This window comes from Paenarthrobacter sp. AMU7 (assembly GCF_041200195.1).
Lineage (GTDB): Bacteria > Actinomycetota > Actinomycetes > Actinomycetales > Micrococcaceae > Arthrobacter.
Genome location: NZ_CP165735.1, coordinates 2,617,671 through 2,635,814 on the forward strand (window position 1 = coordinate 2,617,671; position 18,144 = coordinate 2,635,814).

At 61.7% G+C, this 18,144-nt stretch carries 15 protein-coding genes; 3 read left to right on the top strand and 12 right to left on the bottom strand.

The window, feature by feature from the left end:
- Positions 1–59: 59 nt before the first annotated feature.
- The 6 genes from yajC to pdxT all read right to left on the bottom strand — a co-directional run bounded on the left by yajC (position 60) and on the right by pdxT (position 4,468).
- Entirely contained in the window at positions 60–443 is a 384-nt protein-coding gene (gene yajC, locus ABQM86_RS11990) for a preprotein translocase subunit YajC (protein ID WP_198318222.1), read from the bottom strand.
- A 145-nt stretch (positions 444–588) separates the two neighbouring features.
- Positions 589–1,665: a Holliday junction branch migration DNA helicase RuvB gene (gene ruvB / locus ABQM86_RS11995; protein WP_089595248.1), complete on the bottom strand. Its 1,077-nt coding sequence runs from the start codon at positions 1,663–1,665 to the stop codon at positions 589–591.
- Positions 1,658–2,305: a Holliday junction branch migration protein RuvA gene (gene ruvA / locus ABQM86_RS12000; RefSeq protein ID WP_207593689.1), complete on the bottom strand. Its 648-nt coding sequence runs from the start codon at positions 2,303–2,305 to the stop codon at positions 1,658–1,660. Before ruvA ends, ruvB begins: the two co-directional genes overlap by 8 nt.
- A gap of 79 nt (positions 2,306–2,384) precedes the next feature.
- A complete protein-coding gene (gene ruvC / locus ABQM86_RS12005) occupies positions 2,385–2,963 on the bottom strand; it encodes a crossover junction endodeoxyribonuclease RuvC (RefSeq protein ID WP_207593690.1) in 579 nt (192 codons plus the stop codon).
- A 44-nt stretch (positions 2,964–3,007) separates the two neighbouring features.
- On the bottom strand, positions 3,008–3,763 hold the full coding sequence (locus ABQM86_RS12010; RefSeq protein WP_089595251.1) for a YebC/PmpR family DNA-binding transcriptional regulator: 756 nt from the start codon (positions 3,761–3,763) through the stop codon (positions 3,008–3,010).
- 3 nt (positions 3,764–3,766) lie between these two features.
- Positions 3,767–4,468 carry a pyridoxal 5'-phosphate synthase glutaminase subunit PdxT gene (pdxT, locus tag ABQM86_RS12015; RefSeq protein WP_207593691.1) on the bottom strand — a complete coding sequence of 234 codons (702 nt, stop codon included), beginning with the start codon at positions 4,466–4,468 and terminating at the stop codon, positions 3,767–3,769.
- A 102-nt stretch (positions 4,469–4,570) separates the two neighbouring features.
- On the opposite strand from pdxT, the gene ABQM86_RS12020 reads away from it, so the two are divergent.
- Together ABQM86_RS12020 and ABQM86_RS12025 are read left to right on the top strand one after the other, a co-directional pair.
- Complete coding sequence (locus tag ABQM86_RS12020) at positions 4,571–5,902, top strand: MurT ligase domain-containing protein (protein ID WP_369744517.1); 1,332 nt, start codon at positions 4,571–4,573, stop codon at positions 5,900–5,902.
- Positions 5,899–6,672 carry a type 1 glutamine amidotransferase gene (locus ABQM86_RS12025; RefSeq protein ID WP_369744518.1) on the top strand — a complete coding sequence of 258 codons (774 nt, stop codon included), beginning with the start codon at positions 5,899–5,901 and terminating at the stop codon, positions 6,670–6,672. Before ABQM86_RS12020 ends, ABQM86_RS12025 begins: the two co-directional genes overlap by 4 nt.
- 3 nt (positions 6,673–6,675) lie before the next feature.
- Here the strand turns inward: ABQM86_RS12025 and ABQM86_RS12030 are convergent, their stop codons facing one another.
- Positions 6,676–7,932 (bottom strand): CapA family protein, encoded by a 1,257-nt coding sequence (locus tag ABQM86_RS12030; RefSeq protein ID WP_369744519.1) that lies wholly within the window; start codon positions 7,930–7,932, stop codon positions 6,676–6,678.
- A gap of 82 nt (positions 7,933–8,014) precedes the next feature.
- On the opposite strand from ABQM86_RS12030, the gene ABQM86_RS12035 reads away from it, so the two are divergent.
- The gene (locus ABQM86_RS12035; RefSeq protein WP_369744520.1) at positions 8,015–10,027 is read left to right on the top strand and encodes a M3 family metallopeptidase; all 2,013 of its coding nucleotides are present in this window, start codon (positions 8,015–8,017) and stop codon (positions 10,025–10,027) included.
- Between the two features lie 57 nt (positions 10,028–10,084).
- Here ABQM86_RS12035 and pdxS read toward each other — a convergent pair whose 3' ends face one another.
- The 5 genes from pdxS to ABQM86_RS12060 all read right to left on the bottom strand — a co-directional run bounded on the left by pdxS (position 10,085) and on the right by ABQM86_RS12060 (position 18,140).
- On the bottom strand, positions 10,085–11,011 hold the full coding sequence (gene pdxS / locus ABQM86_RS12040; RefSeq protein ID WP_017197521.1) for a pyridoxal 5'-phosphate synthase lyase subunit PdxS: 927 nt from the start codon (positions 11,009–11,011) through the stop codon (positions 10,085–10,087).
- Positions 11,012–11,266: 255 nt separating this feature from the next.
- The gene (gene pgsA, locus ABQM86_RS12045) at positions 11,267–11,896 is read right to left on the bottom strand and encodes a phosphatidylinositol phosphate synthase (RefSeq protein ID WP_207593696.1); all 630 of its coding nucleotides are present in this window, start codon (positions 11,894–11,896) and stop codon (positions 11,267–11,269) included.
- Positions 11,890–12,480 (bottom strand): HIT domain-containing protein, encoded by a 591-nt coding sequence (locus ABQM86_RS12050; RefSeq protein ID WP_369744521.1) that lies wholly within the window; start codon positions 12,478–12,480, stop codon positions 11,890–11,892. The genes pgsA and ABQM86_RS12050 overlap by 7 nt, the downstream gene beginning before the upstream one ends.
- Positions 12,481–12,499: 19 nt before the next feature.
- On the bottom strand, positions 12,500–14,509 hold the full coding sequence (thrS, locus tag ABQM86_RS12055) for a threonine--tRNA ligase (protein WP_207593698.1): 2,010 nt from the start codon (positions 14,507–14,509) through the stop codon (positions 12,500–12,502).
- A gap of 130 nt (positions 14,510–14,639) precedes the next feature.
- Positions 14,640–18,140, bottom strand: a complete 3,501-nt coding sequence (locus ABQM86_RS12060; RefSeq protein WP_369744522.1) for a DNA polymerase III subunit alpha — start codon at positions 18,138–18,140, stop codon at positions 14,640–14,642.
- Between the last annotated feature and the right edge of the window lie 4 nt (positions 18,141–18,144).

Consider the following 18,144-nt stretch of genomic DNA (forward strand, 5'->3'; position numbering starts at 1 on the left):
CCGGCGGCTCTCAGCTGCCGTAGAAGTTGCCTTGCGCGGGGGTGCCGCGCCTGACGATCCTAGTTGTCCTTCTTGTCCTCTTTGTTGAGGCGCGCAATGGTTTCTTCGGGCGTCTCAACTGCGGCAGGAGCTTCAGCATCTGCGGTAGTCAGGGAAGAAGCGTCGTCCGGTACAACCGGGGCTTCCTCAGCGGGCGCTTCGACTACCTTGGTGACGGCCTGGCGGTGAACCGTGGCCTCGTTACCCGGGGAAAGTTCGATGACAACCTTGTTCTCGGCTTCGTCGATGGAGACGATGCGGCCAAAGAGACCGAAGCTGGTCATGACGTCGACGCCCGGAGCGAACTTGGACTGCATTTCAGCCTGCTGCTGCTGGGTCTTCTTGTTGCGGCGGAACATCATGAAGACAAAGAGTCCAAGCATGACGAACAGCAATATGGTCATTGGATCCACAGGGAAGTTCCGTTCTGTACTTACGTTTTGGTTCACGGCAACGTCCCTGGCAGATCCGCGGGGCGGCTGCATGGATCAAGGACTCGAACGTGCCGAGCGTCATACCAGTCTAGAGGGAAAAGCTGAACACGGCGTGTTAACCGACGGTATCTACGCTTTCGGCGTGGTTTTCATCCTCGCCGAAGAGTGCCAGTGCTTCCTGGCCGAAGACTCCGGCCGGCACGGCATAACCGAGGTGCGTCCACGCTGAAGCCATGGCGATACGGCCGCGCGGCGTGCGACCCAGCAGTCCTTCACGCACCAAAAACGGCTCGGCTACGGTCTCCACCGTTTCCGGCTCCTCGCCAACGGCAATCGCCAGGGTGGACAATCCCACAGGGCCGCCATTGAACTTGGTAATGAGGGCTTCCAGCACGGAGCGGTCCAGCCGGTCCAGTCCCCGGGCATCCACTTCATACATGTCCAAGGCCGCTGAAGCAGACCGGGCGTCAATCTGGTCAATGCCGTGAACCAGGGCCCAGTCACGGACCCGGCGAAGGAGACGGTTGGCGATTCGTGGAGTACCACGCGACCGGCCGGCGATCTCCGTAAACCCGGCCGAGTTCACTTTCAGGTCCAGCAGGCCTGCAGATCGGCGAAGGACAAGCTCCAGTTCAGCAACCGAGTAAAACTCGAGGTGACCTGTGAAACCGAAGCGATCACGCAACGGTCCAGGCAGGAGGCCGGCACGGGTGGTGGCTCCTACCAGCGTAAACGGGGGCAACTCCAGGGGAATGGCCGTAGCGCCGGCTCCCTTGCCCACCACAATGTCCACCCGGAAGTCTTCCATGGCCATATAGAGCATTTCCTCTGCCGGCCTGGACATCCGGTGGATTTCATCCAGGAACAGGACCTCTCCCTCGGACAGGGAGGAGAGGATGGCGGCGAGGTCTCCGGCATGCTGGATGGCAGGACCACTGCTGATACGCAGGGGCGCGTTCATTTCTGCCGCAATGATCATGGCCAGAGTTGTCTTGCCCAGGCCCGGTGGGCCGGACATCAAGACGTGGTCGGCACTGCGTCCGCGCATCTTTGAGGCCTCGAGGACGAGGGCCAGTTGCTTACGGACGCGATGCTGGCCGACAAAATCATGCAGGTTCTTAGGACGGAGTGCGGCCTCGATGACCCGCTCTTCCGGTTCCTCTCCCCCGTTGACCAGTGACTGCTCAGCCACGGCTGCCTACGCGGTTGCCGGCGCGTGCGCCGTCCTGGCCCAGCCACCGCAGTGTGGCGCGGAGGATCTGGGCCACGTTACCGGCCTCCACCAGTTCCGGAGAGTCGGCCATGGCTTTGTCGATGCTGCCCGTAGCGTCCTTCTCGGACCATCCCAGGCTGGTCATGGCAGCGACTACCTGGGGCTTCCACTCGGCGTTGGTGGCAGTCTGGGCAGCAGTGGTTGCGGAGCCGGTGCCATGCGGAACCAGTTTGCCCGCGAGTTCCAGGACGATCCGGCCGGCCACCTTGGGCCCGATTCCGGGGACCTTGGTGAACGCCTTGCCATCACCGGTGTGCGCTGCCACACGGATTGCTTCAGGCTCGTGCACGGCCAGGACGGCCAGTGCCAGCCTCGGCCCCACTCCGCTGACGCTGAGCAAGACGTCGAAGACTTCACGTTCGTCATCATCCGCGAAACCGAACAACGTGAGGGAATCCTCACGGACGATCATGGACGTGAAGAGCTTGGCTTCGGTTCCAACTTTGAGGTGGCTCAGGGTTTGGGGGGTGGCAAAGACGCTCATACCCGCCCCGTTGAGGTCAATGACGGCGGTGGACAAACCCACGTGGGCTACGGTTCCACGGAGAAAACTGATCAAGACCCGGCTCCTGAATGATTGCGGCCCAAGCGGACTATCCGAACATATCTACGAATACCCTAGCAAGGACGGCGGGGAATCACCGTGCGCGGCGCGCTTTGGCTTCCGCGTCGGCCCAGGCCTTCTGCGCCGGAGTCAGCGAACCGGCACTGGAGGATCCACCCGCTGCGCCCATACCGTTGCCTGCCCGCCATGCGTGGGTCAGGGCGAGGGCAAGGGCGTCTGCAGCATCCGCCGGCTTGGGTGGAGCGTCCAGGCGCAGGATCTTGGTCACGAGTTTGGTGACAGCATCTTTGTTGGCCGTGCCACTGCCGGTCACTGCCGCTTTGACCTCAGAGGGAGTGTGCAGGGCCACCGGGATACCACGGCGGGCGGCCGCAGCGATCACCACGCCTGACGCCTGGGCGACACCCATTACCGTACTGACGTTCAGCTGGGAGAAAACGCGTTCGACGGCGACGACGTCCGGCTCGTGCCGGTCCAGCCATTCATCGATCGCTTCGGCAATCACCAGCAGGCGCTTGTCCAGGGTCTGGTCGGCGGAGGTCCCCACCACTCCGACGGCCACCATGGTAGCCCTTCGGTTCCGCTCAATATCGACTACGCCGATGCCGCAACGGGTAAGGCCCGGATCGACTCCCAATACGCGAAGAGTCAAGTCCGGGCCTTCCTGGTTGAAATCAACATTGGTAGCTGCCCCGCCTAGTCGGCGTCGAGGGCAGCCTGCACTTCCTCGCTGAAGTCCGCATTGCTGTAGACGTTCTGGACGTCGTCCAGGTCTTCCAGTGCATCGACGAGCTTCATGAACTTCCTGGCACCATCGACATCGAGTTCCACCTGCATGGACGGAACGAATTCGGCCTCATCAGTTTCGTAGTCGATGCCGGCGTCTTTAAGGGCGTCGCGGATGGCCTGGAGGTCCGAGGGCTCGGAGTGGATTTCCCAGTTCTCGCCGCTGTCCTTCACTTCCTCAGCGCCAGCTTCCAGGACAGCCATCAGGATGTCGTCTTCGCTGAGGCCGTTCTTCGGCAGGACCACAACACCCTTGCGGGCAAAGAGGTAACTGACCGAACCGGGGTCGGCAATGGTGCCGCCGTTGCGCGAAATGGCAAGGCGGACTTCCGAAGCTGCCCGGTTCTTGTTGTCCGTCAGACATTCGATCAGCAGAGCAGAGCCCTGCGGACCGCGTGCTTCGTACATGATTTCCGTGTAGTCGACTACCTCACCAGTGAGGCCGGCACCACGCTTAATGGCGCGGTCAATGTTGTCGTTGGGTACCGAGGTCTTCTTTGCCTTGGTGACCGCCAATTCCAGGCCGGGGTTGCCGGCGAGGTCCGGACCTCCCATTCGGGCAGCAACTTCAATGTTCTTGATCAGTTTTGCGAACGACTTTGCACGCCTGCCATCAATAATGGCTTTCTTATGCTTGGTGGTCGCCCATTTGGAGTGGCCTGACATGCTTTACGCTTCTCCTCTGATCATTCGAATAAAGAGTTCATGCACGCGCTTCTCCCCAGTCACTTCCGGATGGAAAGAGGTGGCCAGCAGGTGGCCGGAGCGCACTGCAACAATTCTAGCCACTCCGTGCAAAGCAGCTGTGTGGCTGGCGTGGTCGGGATCAACCTGCGCCAGGATTTCGACGTCCGGACCTACCCGTTCCACCCAGGGACCGCGGATGAAGACAGCGTGAACGGGATCCACGCCGGACTCCCCGGCGCTGAAGTCCAGGCCCTTGAAATCGAGATCCGTTTCGAAGGATTCACGCTGGCGCCCAAAAGCGTTCCGGCGCACAGTGATGTCCAGGCCGCCGAAAGTCTGCTGGGGATTTCCGTTAAGGTCCTTGGCGGGATCGGCGATCTCATCGGCCAGCAGGATCATTCCGGCGCAGGAGCCGTACACGGGAAGCCCGTCTGCGATGCGCTTTTGAATCGGATCGCGCAGTTCGAAAATCCGTGACAGTTTGTCGATGGTGGTGGATTCGCCGCCGGGGATGATCAGGCCGTCAACATCGTCCAGCTCGGACGGACGGCGGATGCCCACGCCGGCGGCTCCAGCGGCCTCCACAGCGTGGATGTGCTCGCGGAAGTCGCCCTGGAGTGCCAGAACGCCGATCCTGAGTCCTGAACCCACGCGCGATGAAGCGTCGGAAAGGGGGTTGGTCATTGATCCATCATAGTGCGCTGCGCCTGCCGCGGCGTCTTCTGCGACCACCGGGGAGTCCCGTCAGTCCGGGTTCCATGCCATGACTGGGATATATTACAGAGCATGCTTTCCTTCAGCGTCCCCCTCGGCAAGCTGGTCCGCACACTGTCCCGGCTTCGGGGCGGAGGATCAGCTTTTCCCGGCCTGGTGGTTGAGAAAATCGACCCCGGCTTCATGCAGCGAACGCTGGCCTCACTCCCCCACGGCGTGGCCGTGGTCAGTGGCACCAACGGCAAGACCACCACCACCAAGATGGTGGTGGAACTCCTCGAAAGCCAAGGCCTGAAGGTCTTCACCAACCGTTCCGGCAGCAACTTCACCCGTGGCGTGGCCGCCTCCCTCCTCGGCGAAGTTGACTGGCGCGGACGGCTCGATGCCGACATCGCCATCCTGGAACTCGACGAAGCGCATGCCGTGCATTTCGTCAACAAGGTTGAGCCCCGGTTCAGCCTCCTGCTCAATGTCCTGCGTGACCAATTGGACCGCTTTGGCGAAATCGATAAGACTGCCCGCTTACTGGAGCACATCGCCTCCAGAACCACGGATACTGTGATCCTGAACCGTGAAGATCCCCGCGTGGCCCGGATCGCGAAGGTCCTTCACGACGTTGATGCACTTCACCACCCCGCCGTTCGGTACTTCGGCCTCGATGAATCGCTGCGCAGCACTTTCCCGAACGACGACGAAATGCGAACCACCGGCTCCGGCCCGTCGCCGTCGGGAACTCCGGTGGCCGCTGCGGAAGGCGAGCCGGTAGAACTGCCGGACGCCGACGTCGTGCTCCGCCGGGTGGGCGCGCAGGACGCCGATTTCGAGTTCGACGGCGAAACCGTCAGTACCGCGATGAAGTTGCGTGGGGTCTACAACATCTTCAACGCTGCTGCCGCCTTGTCGCTGGCGCGCGCGGTCCTCGGCACCGGCCCCGTGGACACTCCCAAACTTGTCAAAGCCCTGGGTGAAGTAGCTCCCGCCTTTGGCCGCGGCGAAAGCCTCACCGTGGATGGTCAACCCCTGGAACTTGTCCTGGTGAAAAACCCCAGTGGATTCCGGCTCGGGCTCAAGTCCTTCCCTGCCGGTGGGTACGCCACCATGATTGCCATCAATGACAACTACGCGGACGGCAGGGACATGTCCTGGCTTTGGGACGTGGAGTTCGAGTCATTGCGCGAGGATGGCGTGGAAGTCCTCACGGGCGTCCGCGCCTACGACATGGCGCTGCGGCTGCAGTACGACGAAGTGCCCTTCGGCGTGGTGGAACCGGACGTCACCGCCGCTCTGCGCACCTTCATCAACGGCTCCCGCGGCAAACCCAAACGAATTTTCTGCACGTACACCTCCATGCTCGCGATCCGTCGCGAACTCGCCAAAATCACCATAGTTGAGGTGGTCTCATGACCTCGGAAGTACAGCCAACGCCGCAGACACAGCCCGAATCGCCACAGCCCGGGAAGGGGACCCTCCGCGTCCTCCAGCTCTACCCCCGCGAGATGAACATTTATGGCGACTGGGGCAACGCCCTGGTCCTCCAGCAGCGCATCAAGTGGCACGGCTACACACCGGAGCTGCTGGAGTACAACGTGGGTGACGAATTTCCCGAGGACATTGACATTGTGGTCGGTGGAGGCGGACAGGACAGCGGACAGCTTGTCATCCAGGACGACCTGCAGGCACGGGCGGAGCACCTCCGGGAACTGGCTGATGGCGGTGCCCCCATGCTGGTGATCTGCGGCCTCTACCAGCTTTTCGGCAAGTTCTTCAAAACCAGCGCTGGACCGATCATTCCCGGAATCGGCATCCTCGACGTCGAAACCCACGGCACGGATGAGCGGCTTATTGGAAACGTGATCATGAAGTCCACCGAGTTCGGCGACATTCTGGGCTACGAAAACCACAGCGGACAGACCACCTTGGGTCCCGGCGTCGAACCTCTTGGGACCGTCACCAAAGGTGCCGGTAACAACAGCAAGGACGGGCACGAAGGTGCGCGCTACAACAATGTGGTGGCCAGTTACCTGCATGGCTCATTGCTGCCGAAGAACCCCGCGATAGCCGACTTCCTCATCCGAACGGCGGCCGAGCGCAAGTACGGCACCTTCATACCGGGCAAGCCCGACGACGACTACGCCCGCCTCGCGCGCGAACACGCCGCCCGCCGGCCGCGGTAGGCGCTACTTCTCCTTGGTGATCAGCAGTTCATGCGCGCCTGCCGTCGCGGCGCCCATGGACTCAACCACTTCTTTGGTTCGTTGGTAAGTGGCAGCGTCGGCTGCCGGTGATGCGCAGACTCCTTGTGGAGCGTCGCTGGCCACTGAGCACCATCGGTAGGGATCGCGGACAATCACCGACGGTGCCCATGCAAGGTCCGAAGCGGTCCACGCACCCGCGGCGTTCTGGCTGAACTGGGCCCTCACCAGCAGCCCTTCGTTATTGAGTACGTACCAGGGCGACAGCTCGGTGACACCGTTGCCCAGTCCGTACACAATCCACGTGCCCTTGTAGTTTTCGATCGGCAGCACAGAGTGTGTGTGGTGCCCGTAGATCATGGTGAACTGCCCGCTGTCCACCAACGCGTGCGCAACGTCCTGCTGCTGGGCATTGGCTTCGCTGGCATATTCGTCGCCTGCGTGCATTACTCCCAGGACGATGTCCGCTCCCAACGCCTTGGCTTGCGTTGCCTTGGCGATCATGGCTGCGGGATCAAGCTCGTCCACCAGCCACGGGTACTCGGGGATCTGGCCGTTGTGGCCGTAGGTACCGATGATGACTGCCACCTTGGCAGCCTCCGTTTGGAGCATCAGGATTTCCTTGGACTCCGCTTCGGTCCGGTAGGAGCCTGTGTGCTTGAGTCCGGCTGCGTCCAGGGCATCGAGTGTCCGCAGAAGCCCGTCGGTCCCTCGGTCAATGGTGTGGTTGCTGGCCGTGGTGCAGGCCTGGTAGCCAACCTCCTTGGAGGCGGTGATGATCTGCGGCGGGACGTTGAAGGACGGATAGGCCGAGAAGGGCCCTTCGGGCGTCGCCACCGGTGTTTCCTGATGACAGATGGCGAGGTCGCTGTTGCGGATATAGCGCCGCTGTCCTTCAAGGAGGGGCACGAATGTGTACCCGGGAAGGCCGGCCGCCGCGGCGTCGGCCCTTGCCTGTTGCCATAACTGGGTGTGGACCAGCATGTCGCCGGTCACGGTGATGGAGGTGCAACGAAGTGCGGGGCACGCTGGGCCTTTGCCGGGAGTGGGGTTAGGCGCCGGAGTGCGGGTTGGCTTTGGGGACTCCGACGCGGGAGCAGAGGCCGCCGCGCTGCGGTCCTGGTTATCAGTCTCGGCAATGACGCCACAGGCGCCCAGTGACAATGCAGCCAACGCGGTGATTGTCACGAGCATGGCCCGTGAACGACGGATCCGTTCTGCCGCAGATGTGATGTTCCCCATGGTTTTCATCCTACGGCGGATGAGCTGCACGCCCGGGCGTGCCGCTCTTGAGGACACGATTCTTACGTGAAAGAGTCACTTCATGACCAATCCCCTCCTGAGCCCCAGCCCCCTGCCGTATGGACTTCCGGCGTTCGCCAGCCTCACCCCTGGGCACTACGCCGAAGCTGTCGATGCCGGTTTGGCCAGCCACCTGCAGGACATCCAAGCCATCACGGACAACCCCGAACCGGCAACCTTCCAGAATACGGCCGTGGCCATGGAACGCTCCGGGCTCCTTCTGGACAGGGCTGCTGCAGCGTTTTTCACTGTGGTTTCGGCCGATGCCTCCGATGACATCAAGGCCCTGGAGACCGGGTTGTCACCCAAGTTCTCAGCGCACCAGGACGCCGTGTACATGAACCGTGCCCTGTATGAACGGTTCGCCGCTATCGACGTCTCCGATCTCGACCCGGAATCCTCCCGGTTGGTCGAAGAATACCTGAAGGAGTTCCGGCAGTCCGGGATCCAGCTTGATGCCCCTGGACAACAACGCCTGCGGGATGTCAACGCAGAACTCTCGCGGTTGGGAACCGAATTCGGCCAGCGGGTCAAGGACGGCATGAAGTCCGCTGCGCTCCTGCTCGACGACGCCGGAGACCTGGCCGGGCTGCCGGCCGAAGACGTCACGGGGGCCAGCGAGGCAGCAAAAGCGGCAGGGCACGACGGCAAGTACCTGCTGACACTCATCCAGCCCAGCAACCAGCCCGCTATCGCGTCGCTGGAGAACCGGGCCATCCGGCGTCGTTTGTATGAAGCATCCCTGGCACGCGGCATCAGCGGTGGGGACATGGACGTCCGGGACCTCGTGTCTGCTACTGTCCGGCTGCGCGCGGAGAAGGCACGCCTTCTGGGTTTCACGAATTATGCCGAGCTTGTAGTGGACCAACAGACCGCACCACATTTCGGCGATGTGGAGGCCATGCTTGGCCGGCTGGCCCCTGCCGCGGTCCGGAACGCGCAATCCGAGGCCGAGGCCTTGGCCGCTTCCGCCGGGCATGACCTGGAGCCATGGGACTGGGCCTACTACTCCGCCAGGGTCCGTAAGGAGAAGTTCGAAGTTGACGAGCAAGCGCTGCGCCCCTATTTCAGTTTGGAAAGTGTCCTCTCAGACGGCGTCTTCCATGCTGCCACCCAGTTGTACGGCATCACCTTCCGCGAGCGGTCCGACCTTAATGGCTACCACCCGGACGTGCGCATCTGGGAAGTGCGTGACGAGGACGGGCACGGAATCGGACTGTTCCTGGGCGACTACTACACCCGTGCTTCAAAGCGTGGTGGCGCGTGGATGAATTCCCTGGTGGAACAGTCCAGCCTGCTGGGAACAAAGCCGGTGGTGATCAACAACCTCAACATCACCAAACCTGCTCCCGGCGAGCCCACGTTGTTGACCCTCGACGAGGTCCGCACCGTATTCCATGAGTTCGGCCATGCACTGCACGGGCTGTTTTCCGAGGTCACTTACCCGCGCTTCTCCGGCACATCCGTTCCCCGGGACTTTGTGGAGTACCCGTCGCAGGTCAACGAAATGTGGATCATGTGGCCCGAAGTCCTGGCCAACTACGCCCGTCATTACTCCACCGGGGAACCCCTCCCCCAGGCCACCGTGGACAAACTCAATGACTCACTGCTGTGGGGCGAAGGATTCGCCACCACCGAGTACCTTGCAGCTGCCCTGTTGGACCTGGCCTGGCACGTGCTGGCTGAGGCGGACGTTCCAGAGGACGTCATTGCGTTCGAAGCCAAGGCCCTTGCCGGGGCCGGCGTTGCCCATCCGCTGATTCCACCGCGGTACCGGACCGGCTACTTCCAGCACATCTTTGCCGGCGCGGGCTACGCAGCCGGCTACTACTCCTACATTTGGAGCGAAGTACTGGATGCGGACACTGTGGAATGGTTCAAGGAGAACGGCGGCCTGACACGGGCCAACGGCGCCCATTTCCGATCCGAACTCCTCTCGCGGGGCAACAGCCGTGATCCCCTGGAGTCCTTCCGGGCGTTCCGGGGCCGCGACGCAGAACTGGAACCCCTCCTGAAACGACGGGGACTGGAATAGAAACGACGGCGGCCGGTCACCTCGGAAGGTGACCGGCCGCCGCCGTACGGTTAACTCTTACCAGCCGCGTTCTGCGAGGCGGTGGGGCTGGGGAATGTCGTCGACGTTGATGCCCACCATGGCTTCGCCCAGGCCGCGGGAGACCTTGGCGATGACATCCGGATCGTCGTGGAACGTGGTGGCCTTTACGACGGCGGCGGCGCGCTCTGCCGGGTTGCCCGACTTGAAGATACCGGAACCAACGAACACACCGTCGGCGCCGAGCTGCATCATCATCGCAGCATCAGCCGGGGTAGCGATGCCACCAGCGGTGAACAGCACCACGGGCAGCTTGCCGGTGGCGGCAACTTCCTTGACCAGCTCGTACGGGGCCTGCAATTCCTTGGCCGCAACGTACAGCTCGTCCTCGGGAAGGGCGGCGAGCTTGGCGATCTCGGAACGGATCTTGCGCATGTGCCCGGTGGCGTTGGAAACATCACCGGTACCGGCTTCGCCCTTGGAACGGATCATCGCCGCGCCCTCGTTGATGCGGCGCAATGCCTCACCGAGGTTGGTGGCACCACAGACGAAGGGGACGGTGAAGTTCCACTTGTCGATGTGGTTGATGTAGTCCGCCGGGGTCAGGACCTCGGACTCGTCGATGTAGTCAACACCGAGGGACTGCAGGACCTGGGCTTCGACGAAGTGGCCGATGCGGGCCTTGGCCATGACCGGGATGGACACGGCGGCGATGATGGCATCGATCATGTCGGGATCGGACATGCGGGACACGCCGCCCTGGGCGCGGATATCGGCCGGGACACGTTCGAGCGCCATGACGGCGACGGCACCGGCATCCTCGGCGATGCGGGCCTGCTCGACGTTAACGACGTCCATGATGACGCCGCCCTTGAGCATCTCAGCCATGCCCCGCTTAACGCGGCTGCTGCCCGTGACGCTGTTCGCGGACGAACCGGCTTCGTTGCTTACATCTGGTGTAGACACAAAAACCCCTATGGGTAGATAAACGACCTATTTGCCGGAGGCACGCGCAGCCACACGACCGCAATCAGAGCACACCGGGTTTTCAGGTCAAGGTGACCAAGTACTAGTAATAGTAGTCGCACGTTCCATGGTGGGAGTACATTCATTACCGCTCCGACGGGCAACAAAGGACGCCGTGGTAGGACAGGTGCACAACCCGCGGGGGACGAGTTTGGTCGTATGCCAGTTCCCTGCGGACAGGCGGCTTGTTAGCCGCTAGCCCGCAGCAGTACCGTCGGCCTCGGCCATGGCCTGCCGGTGCACGGTGGACATCCGCTGGATGATGGTGACAACGCTGGCCAGCGCCAGCAGGATCAAGGTCCCGAACAGCACCACGGGCGGAAGCCCCAATCCGGTCAGGCCGGTGATGAGCAGAACGGACGCCAAACGCTCGGCCCGCTCAGCGATGCCAACGCTGGCCTGATATCCCAAGGACTCCGCCTTTGCCCTGGCATAGGAGACAACCATGCCAAGGACAAGGCAGACGACGGCGGCAGTTCCGATCGCGGGATCCTCGCCATGGGTGAAGAACCAGATGGTGATGCCGGCAAAGATCGCGCCATCAGCCAGACGGTCCAGGGTGGAATCCAGGAAATTGCCCCAGCCGCCACTCCTGCCTTGGAGCCGCGCCATGATGCCATCAACGACGTCGGAGAAGGCGAAGAACGCCACCACTACAGAGCCCCACCACAGGTGGCCGAGCGGATACAGCACCAAGCCGCCCAGGATCACGCCCGCCGTACCTGCCATGGTCACTGCGTCAGGGGAAACCCCGATCTTGAGGAGCCAACGGGCAAGGGGTGTGAAAAGTGATGTGAAAAAGCCGCGCGCATGCCTATTCAGCATTCGACTCCCCCCGGCCAGGCTTCGGCCACGAGCTTGCGGACTTCGTCCAATGTCTGCGTGATGGCCTTGGTCTGGGCGATGATCGGGAAGAAGTTGCCATCCCCGCCCCAGCGTGGGACTACGTGCTGGTGAAGATGCGCGGCGATTCCTGCGCCACCGGTAACGCCCTGGTTCATGCCCAGGTTGAAGCCGCTGGGGTTGGATACTTTCCTCAAGACCCTCATGGCGGTCTGTGTGAGTTCGGCGAATTCGGCAGTCTCTTCCACAGTGATGTCCGTGTAATCGGGCACGTGGCGGTAGGGACAAATCAACAGGTGCCCCGGGTTGTACGGGAAAAGGTTGAGGACCACATAGCAGGTCCTCCCCCGGTACACGATCAGGGATTCCTCGTCCGAGCGCGCGGGTCCCACACAGAACGGGCAGTCGTCCTTGTTCTTGAATTGATCCTGCCCGCCCTTGATGTAGGCCATGCGGTGCGGAGTCCACAGGCGCTGAAATGCGTCCGGCACGCCCGCCAGTCCGAAATCATCGGTTACGTCGGCGTCGTCCGGAATCCCAGCTGCCGCGCCTGTGTTCTCCTGCACCGTCTCTGCGTCCGTTCCGTCAGCTCTCGCGGTTCTTGACGGCGTCCACAATCCTGCGGACCGCCTCGGCCACGGGCACGCCGTTGTCCTGGCTGCCGTCACGGAAGCGGAATGAAACTGCGCCCGCCTCGGCATCCTCACCTCCGGCAATCAGGACGAAGGGAATCTTGTCCTTGCTGGCCGTGCGGATCTTCTTGGGGAAGCGGTCCGAGGAAATGTCCACTTCGGCCCGGATGCCGGCAGCCTTGAGCTGGCCCACGACGTCGAACATGTAGTCGTTGAATGCCTCGGCCACCGGAATGCCCACCACCTGGACGGGAGCGAGCCAGGCCGGGAAAGCGCCGGCGTAGTGCTCGGTGAGGACGCCCATGAAGCGTTCCACGGATCCGAACAGTGCGCGGTGGATCATGACGGGCCGCTGGCGGGTTCCGTCCGCAGCCTGGTACTCGAGCTCGAAACGCTCGGGCAGGTTGAAGTCCAGCTGGATGGTGGACATCTGCCAGGTCCTGCCGAGGGCATCCTTCGCCTGGACGGAGATCTTGGGACCGTAGAAGGCAGCTCCACCCGGATCCGGCACCAGTTCCAAACCTGAGGCAGCGGCAACCTCGGACAACGTGCGGGTGGCTTCCTCCCAGGCAGCGTCGTCACCAACGAACTTTTCTTCGTTCTTGGTGGATAGCTCCAAATAGAAGTCATCCAGGCCGTAGTCCTTGAGGAGGCCCAGGACAAAGTTCAGCGTAGTTGTGAGCTCGTCCTTCATCTGCTCGCGGGTGCAGTAGATGTGGGCATCGTCCTGTGTCATGCCACGGACGCGCGTCAGGCCGTGCACAACGCCGGACTTTTCGTAGCGGTACACCGATCCAAATTCGAACAGGCGCAGCGGAAGTTCGCGGTAGGACCGGCCGCGGGAGCGGAAGATCAGGTTGTGCATGGGGCAGTTCATCGGCTTCAGGTAGTAATCCTGGGCCGGCTTGCGCACGGTGCCGTCTTCGTTGAATTCGGCGTCCACCTGCATGGCCGGGAACATACCGTCCTTGTACCAGTCAAGGTGTCCGGAGACCTCGTAAAGGTGACCCTTGGTGATGTGCGGTGTGTAGACGAACTCGTAGCCGGCATCCACGTGGCGCTGGCGGGAGTAGTCCTCCATGGCCTTGCGGATGATGCCGCCCTTGGGGTGGAACACCGGAAGGCCGGATCCCAGCTCGTCCGGGAAGGAGAAGAGGTCAAGTTCCACGCCAAGCTTGCGGTGGTCGCGCCGTTCGGCTTCGGCAATCCGCTCCTGGTAGGCCTTGAGGGCTTCCTTGGTGGGCCAGGCGGTTCCGTAGATGCGCTGGAGCTGCTGGTTGTTCTGGTTGCCCAGCCAGTAGGCCGCCGAAGAACGCGTCAGAGCGAAGGCATTGGAGATGATTTTGGTGTTCTGCAGGTGGGGACCGCGGCAAAGGTCGCACCAGATGCTCTCGCCACTCTTACGGTCCACATTGTCGTAAATGGTGATGTCGCCGGCGCCGACCTCAACGTTGACGCCTTCCGCGGCGTCGGTTGCGTCGTTCTTCTTGCCCAACAGCTCCAGTTTGTAGGGCTCGTTGGCCATCGCTTGGCGGGCTTCTTCTTCAGTGACCACGCGGCGGACGAACTTCTGGTTCTGGTTGATGATCTTCTGCATCATCTTTTCCAGGGTCCGCAGGTCCTCCGGGGTGAACGGCTCAGCGACGTCGAAGTCGAAGTAGAAGCCGTCAGTGATGTACGGGCCGATGCCGAGCTTGGCGTCGGGGCGCAACTGCTGCACTGCCTGTGCCATAACGTGGGCGGTGGAGTGGCGGAGGACGTTGAGTCCATCAGGGGAATCGATGGTGACGCCTTCGACGTCTGCGCCTTCAGTGAGGACCTGGTCAAGGTCCTTCAAAACGCCATTGACACGGGCTACAACGACGTCGCGGCGCTCGAAGAAGAGTTCCGCGCCGGTCGTCCCTTCCGTCACCTTGGTCTCTTCGCCATCGACGATGAGGGTGATCTGTTGGGCATCTGACACGGGTGTCTCCTATTCATGGTTAAGGCTTCATAGCTTGTGGCGTACGGGGACCACAGCCAGCCACCGTCAATCGTATCTGCTTCCGCGGGGGCGGCCAAAGCAGCGCGCCGACGCCTGAAGCAGCCGTCCATCAGCTTCCCAAACCAGTGATGGCAAGGTTCCTGGAGATGCCATGAAGAGCACCTCGATGGGTGTATTCATCCGGTGGATCGCCCCCGGCAGGCAGGAGCTCGGTAAAGGGCAATGTTTCAGGCCGGCTCAGGTCCCAGGCTTTGGTGGCGCTGAGGCTGATGCCTTTGGGACCTGTCCGCCTGGTGGTTCCACGGATCAGCAGCAACCGTGTCCCAAACAGCAGGGGCCCGGATTCTTCCTGGGCCTCATGGAAGAAGACAGAATCCACGCAGCCAGTGCCGTCATCGATGCTGATGAAGACCACGCGCCTACCGCCGCGCATTGGCGGGGTCTGGGTTGCGATCCTTACCCCTGCCACCAACACTTCTGTGCCATTGCGGAGACCGAGGAGCTGATCCGCGGTAGTGACACCCAGCTTGTCCAACAAGGGCCGGTGGCTGTCCATGAGGTGCTCGCTGACATCGACGGCCATCAAGTCAAGCTCTGCCCTGACGTTGTCCACCATGGAGGGTTCAGGAAGTTCAGGTGCCAGGTTCCTTAGCTCAACATCACCCAAGGCAAAGGACAACTGCCCCTCAATAACGTCGATGGCTTTTTTGGTGGGACTGCTTTGGAGTGCCTGCAGGTGTTGCACAAGGTCTGCCCGGTTGGCTTTTCCACCGGAGTCTTGATGGAGGGCATCAAATGCGCCAAGTTGGGCAAGCCTCTTGATGTTGGGCTTGCTCACCCTCGCACGGGCCCGCAGGTCTGCCAGGGAATCGTAGGGCTGGCCTGACACAATCCTTTTCAGCTCAGCCCCTGACAGCCCATAAATTCCCGTTAGGCTCAGGCGGATGCCAAGTTTGCCTTGATGGGGACCTTGCTGGATCTTCTCCACACGGTATTCTGCATGGCTGCGGTTGATGTCCAAGGGGAGGATGGGGATACCCAGCCTGCGTGCTTCGGCTACCAGGAGTCGCTTGGGATACATCCCGGGATCGTGTTCCCACAACCCTGCAAGGAAGGCCTCGGGATGATGGGTCTTGAGCCAAGCCGACTGGTAGGTGGGCACGGCAAAGGCAGCACCGTGTGCTTTGCAAAAGCCAAAACTGCCGAAGGCCTTCAGGGTTCCCCAGACCTTGTCTACCACCTCGGGCGGGTAATTCCTGATGGCTTCCCGGCGGAAGTAGCTCTCCACTCCAGGCTCATGTACTTCATCTCCCAGAGCCCTGCGGAATTCATCCGCCCTTGCCAGTCCGCATCCGGTCATGACATCAAACGTCTTCAGGATCTGCTCATGAAACACGGTGACCCCATGGGTTTCCTGCAAAACCGGCTTCAGGTCCGGATGAGGATAGATCTCCGGAGCAAACCCGTGCCTGTGCTCAAGGAAGGGCCGCACCATATCTGATTTCATGGGCCCGGGCCTGAAGAGCGATATATCGATGATGAGGTCGTTGAATTCCCGGGGTGCCATCTTTCCAATGAGCTCCCGCTGTCCCGGGGACTCAATCTGGAAACAACCCAGCGTGTGGGTGCTGCGGATCAACTCATAGGTGGGTTCGTCGTCGAAGGGGACAGCATTGAGATCGATCCTGCCATCGTCGGCAATATAGTCCGGACCTGTTCCTCCAGGTTCCACAGGATGACGTCCGGCGGCCACTACTTCAGCTTTGGAGGGATGAAGGCGAATGACTTCCCGGACAGCAAAAGCCATGGCACTTTGCATTCGCACGCCCAGGACATCGAGCTTGAGCATTCCCATGGGATCCATATCGTGTTTGTCGAACTGGCTCATGGGCAATCCCAATCCGCTGGGCTGCACAGGGGTGCGGTCCAGGAGGGTCGCATCTCCCAAAATCACTCCACACGGATGCATGGAGATATGCCGTGGCAAGCGGTCCAACCTTTCGGTAAGGTCCACCAAGAGATCCAGTTGCTGGTTTTCTTCCAGGCCTCCTTGCTCAACCCGGCCTGCAAAGGAGCGTAGTTCCGGTTTCTCAACCAGTGCTTCACGGAATTTGCGGGCTGAAAATCTCCACAACTGTTTGGCAATTTCACCGATCTCGCCATCATCCATTCCCAGCGCCAGGCCTGCGTCCCGGACAGCTCCCCTTGCCCTGTATCCGTTCTGCATGCTCATGAGGGTGACGCGCTCGGCTCCGAAGCGGTCAAAAATCTTTCGATAGACGTTGTGCCTTTCTGCGCTTTCAACATCTAAATCAATGTCGGGCAGGGTGGACCGGCGGCCTGACAGGAATCGTTCAAAGATGAGGTCGTGACGGATCGGGTCCACCTGGCTGATATCGATCAGGTAGTTCACCAGGCTGGACGCACCGGATCCCCTAGCAGCAACCCTGACGCCCATATCAAGGATCATCCTGGATACCTCGGCAACGGTGAGGAAGTAGGGGGCAAAACCCAGCCGGGCGATGATGCCGAGTTCATGCTCCAACCGCGAGCGCAGCTGCTTTTCTGCTTGTCCGGCGATGCCCGGGAACCTTCTGGTAATACCGGACTGGCAGCGCTGGGTGAGTTCCACCATGGGGTCGCAGTCGATGCCGATGATGGAGGCTTCGGGAACCACGGGTTTCTTCCACCCCATGTCCAGAATGGGGTTGATGCGGCATTTGTCAGCGAGCGCTTCGGTGTTGGCGAGCAGTTTGTGGAGGTCCGCTTTTCCTTGCCCTGCCGCGGCCATGATTTCTTTGCCGAGTTGGTGCATGTGGTGTGCGTTTTTCAGCCAGCCTTGGCCTGTTGGTTGGAGCATGGGCGCTGCCGAGAGTTCGGGGAGGGATTTGAGGGTGCGGGCTGAGTCCAGGACGTCCGCGGTGGCTGCGCCGTCCTGGGCACAGTAGCGCACGGCGTTGCTGAGGACGGCTGGGATGTTGTATTCGAGTGCGAGCTTGAGCATGCGCACGGCGTGTGCGGTGCTGAGCGGTTCTCCAGGGGCGCTGAGGTGGGTGACTACTTCGGTGACGATGGTGCCGGGCGGCATTGCGTCGATCCATTGTTTGAAGAGTGTTCTTGGCCGGAGGTATTTTCTGCCTCCCATGGCCTGACCCACATCTGAGTCCGGTCCGATCATGACTGTCAGCACGGGTTTGAGGGTGTGGGGGTCAAGTGTCCTTGAGGCCAGTTCGCCACGGGTGACTGCGGCGGGGATCGCTCCCCCGGCCTTGCCTGAGGTGCGTGCGTGGGCGTCGGAAATGAGGCGGCAGAGCGCCCGGTAGCCGGCGCCGTTGTTGTTTCCGTGGGCGAGGACGACGACGCGGCCCGCGACCTGGGTGCGGTGGTCGCCGTCGTCATCGAATACAGCCAGGTCCACACCGACGATGGGATCGATACCGGCGTCCATGCAGGCTTTGAGGTGTTTGATGGTGCCGTACAGACCGTCGCGGTCCGTGCAGGCGAGCGCCGTGGCGCCGTCTGCTGCGGCTGTTTTGGCGAGTTCGTCGGGCCAGGAGACGCCATAGTGCGCACTGAAGGCCGTGGAGACGTGCAAGTGGGTGAAGCTCAAGGGT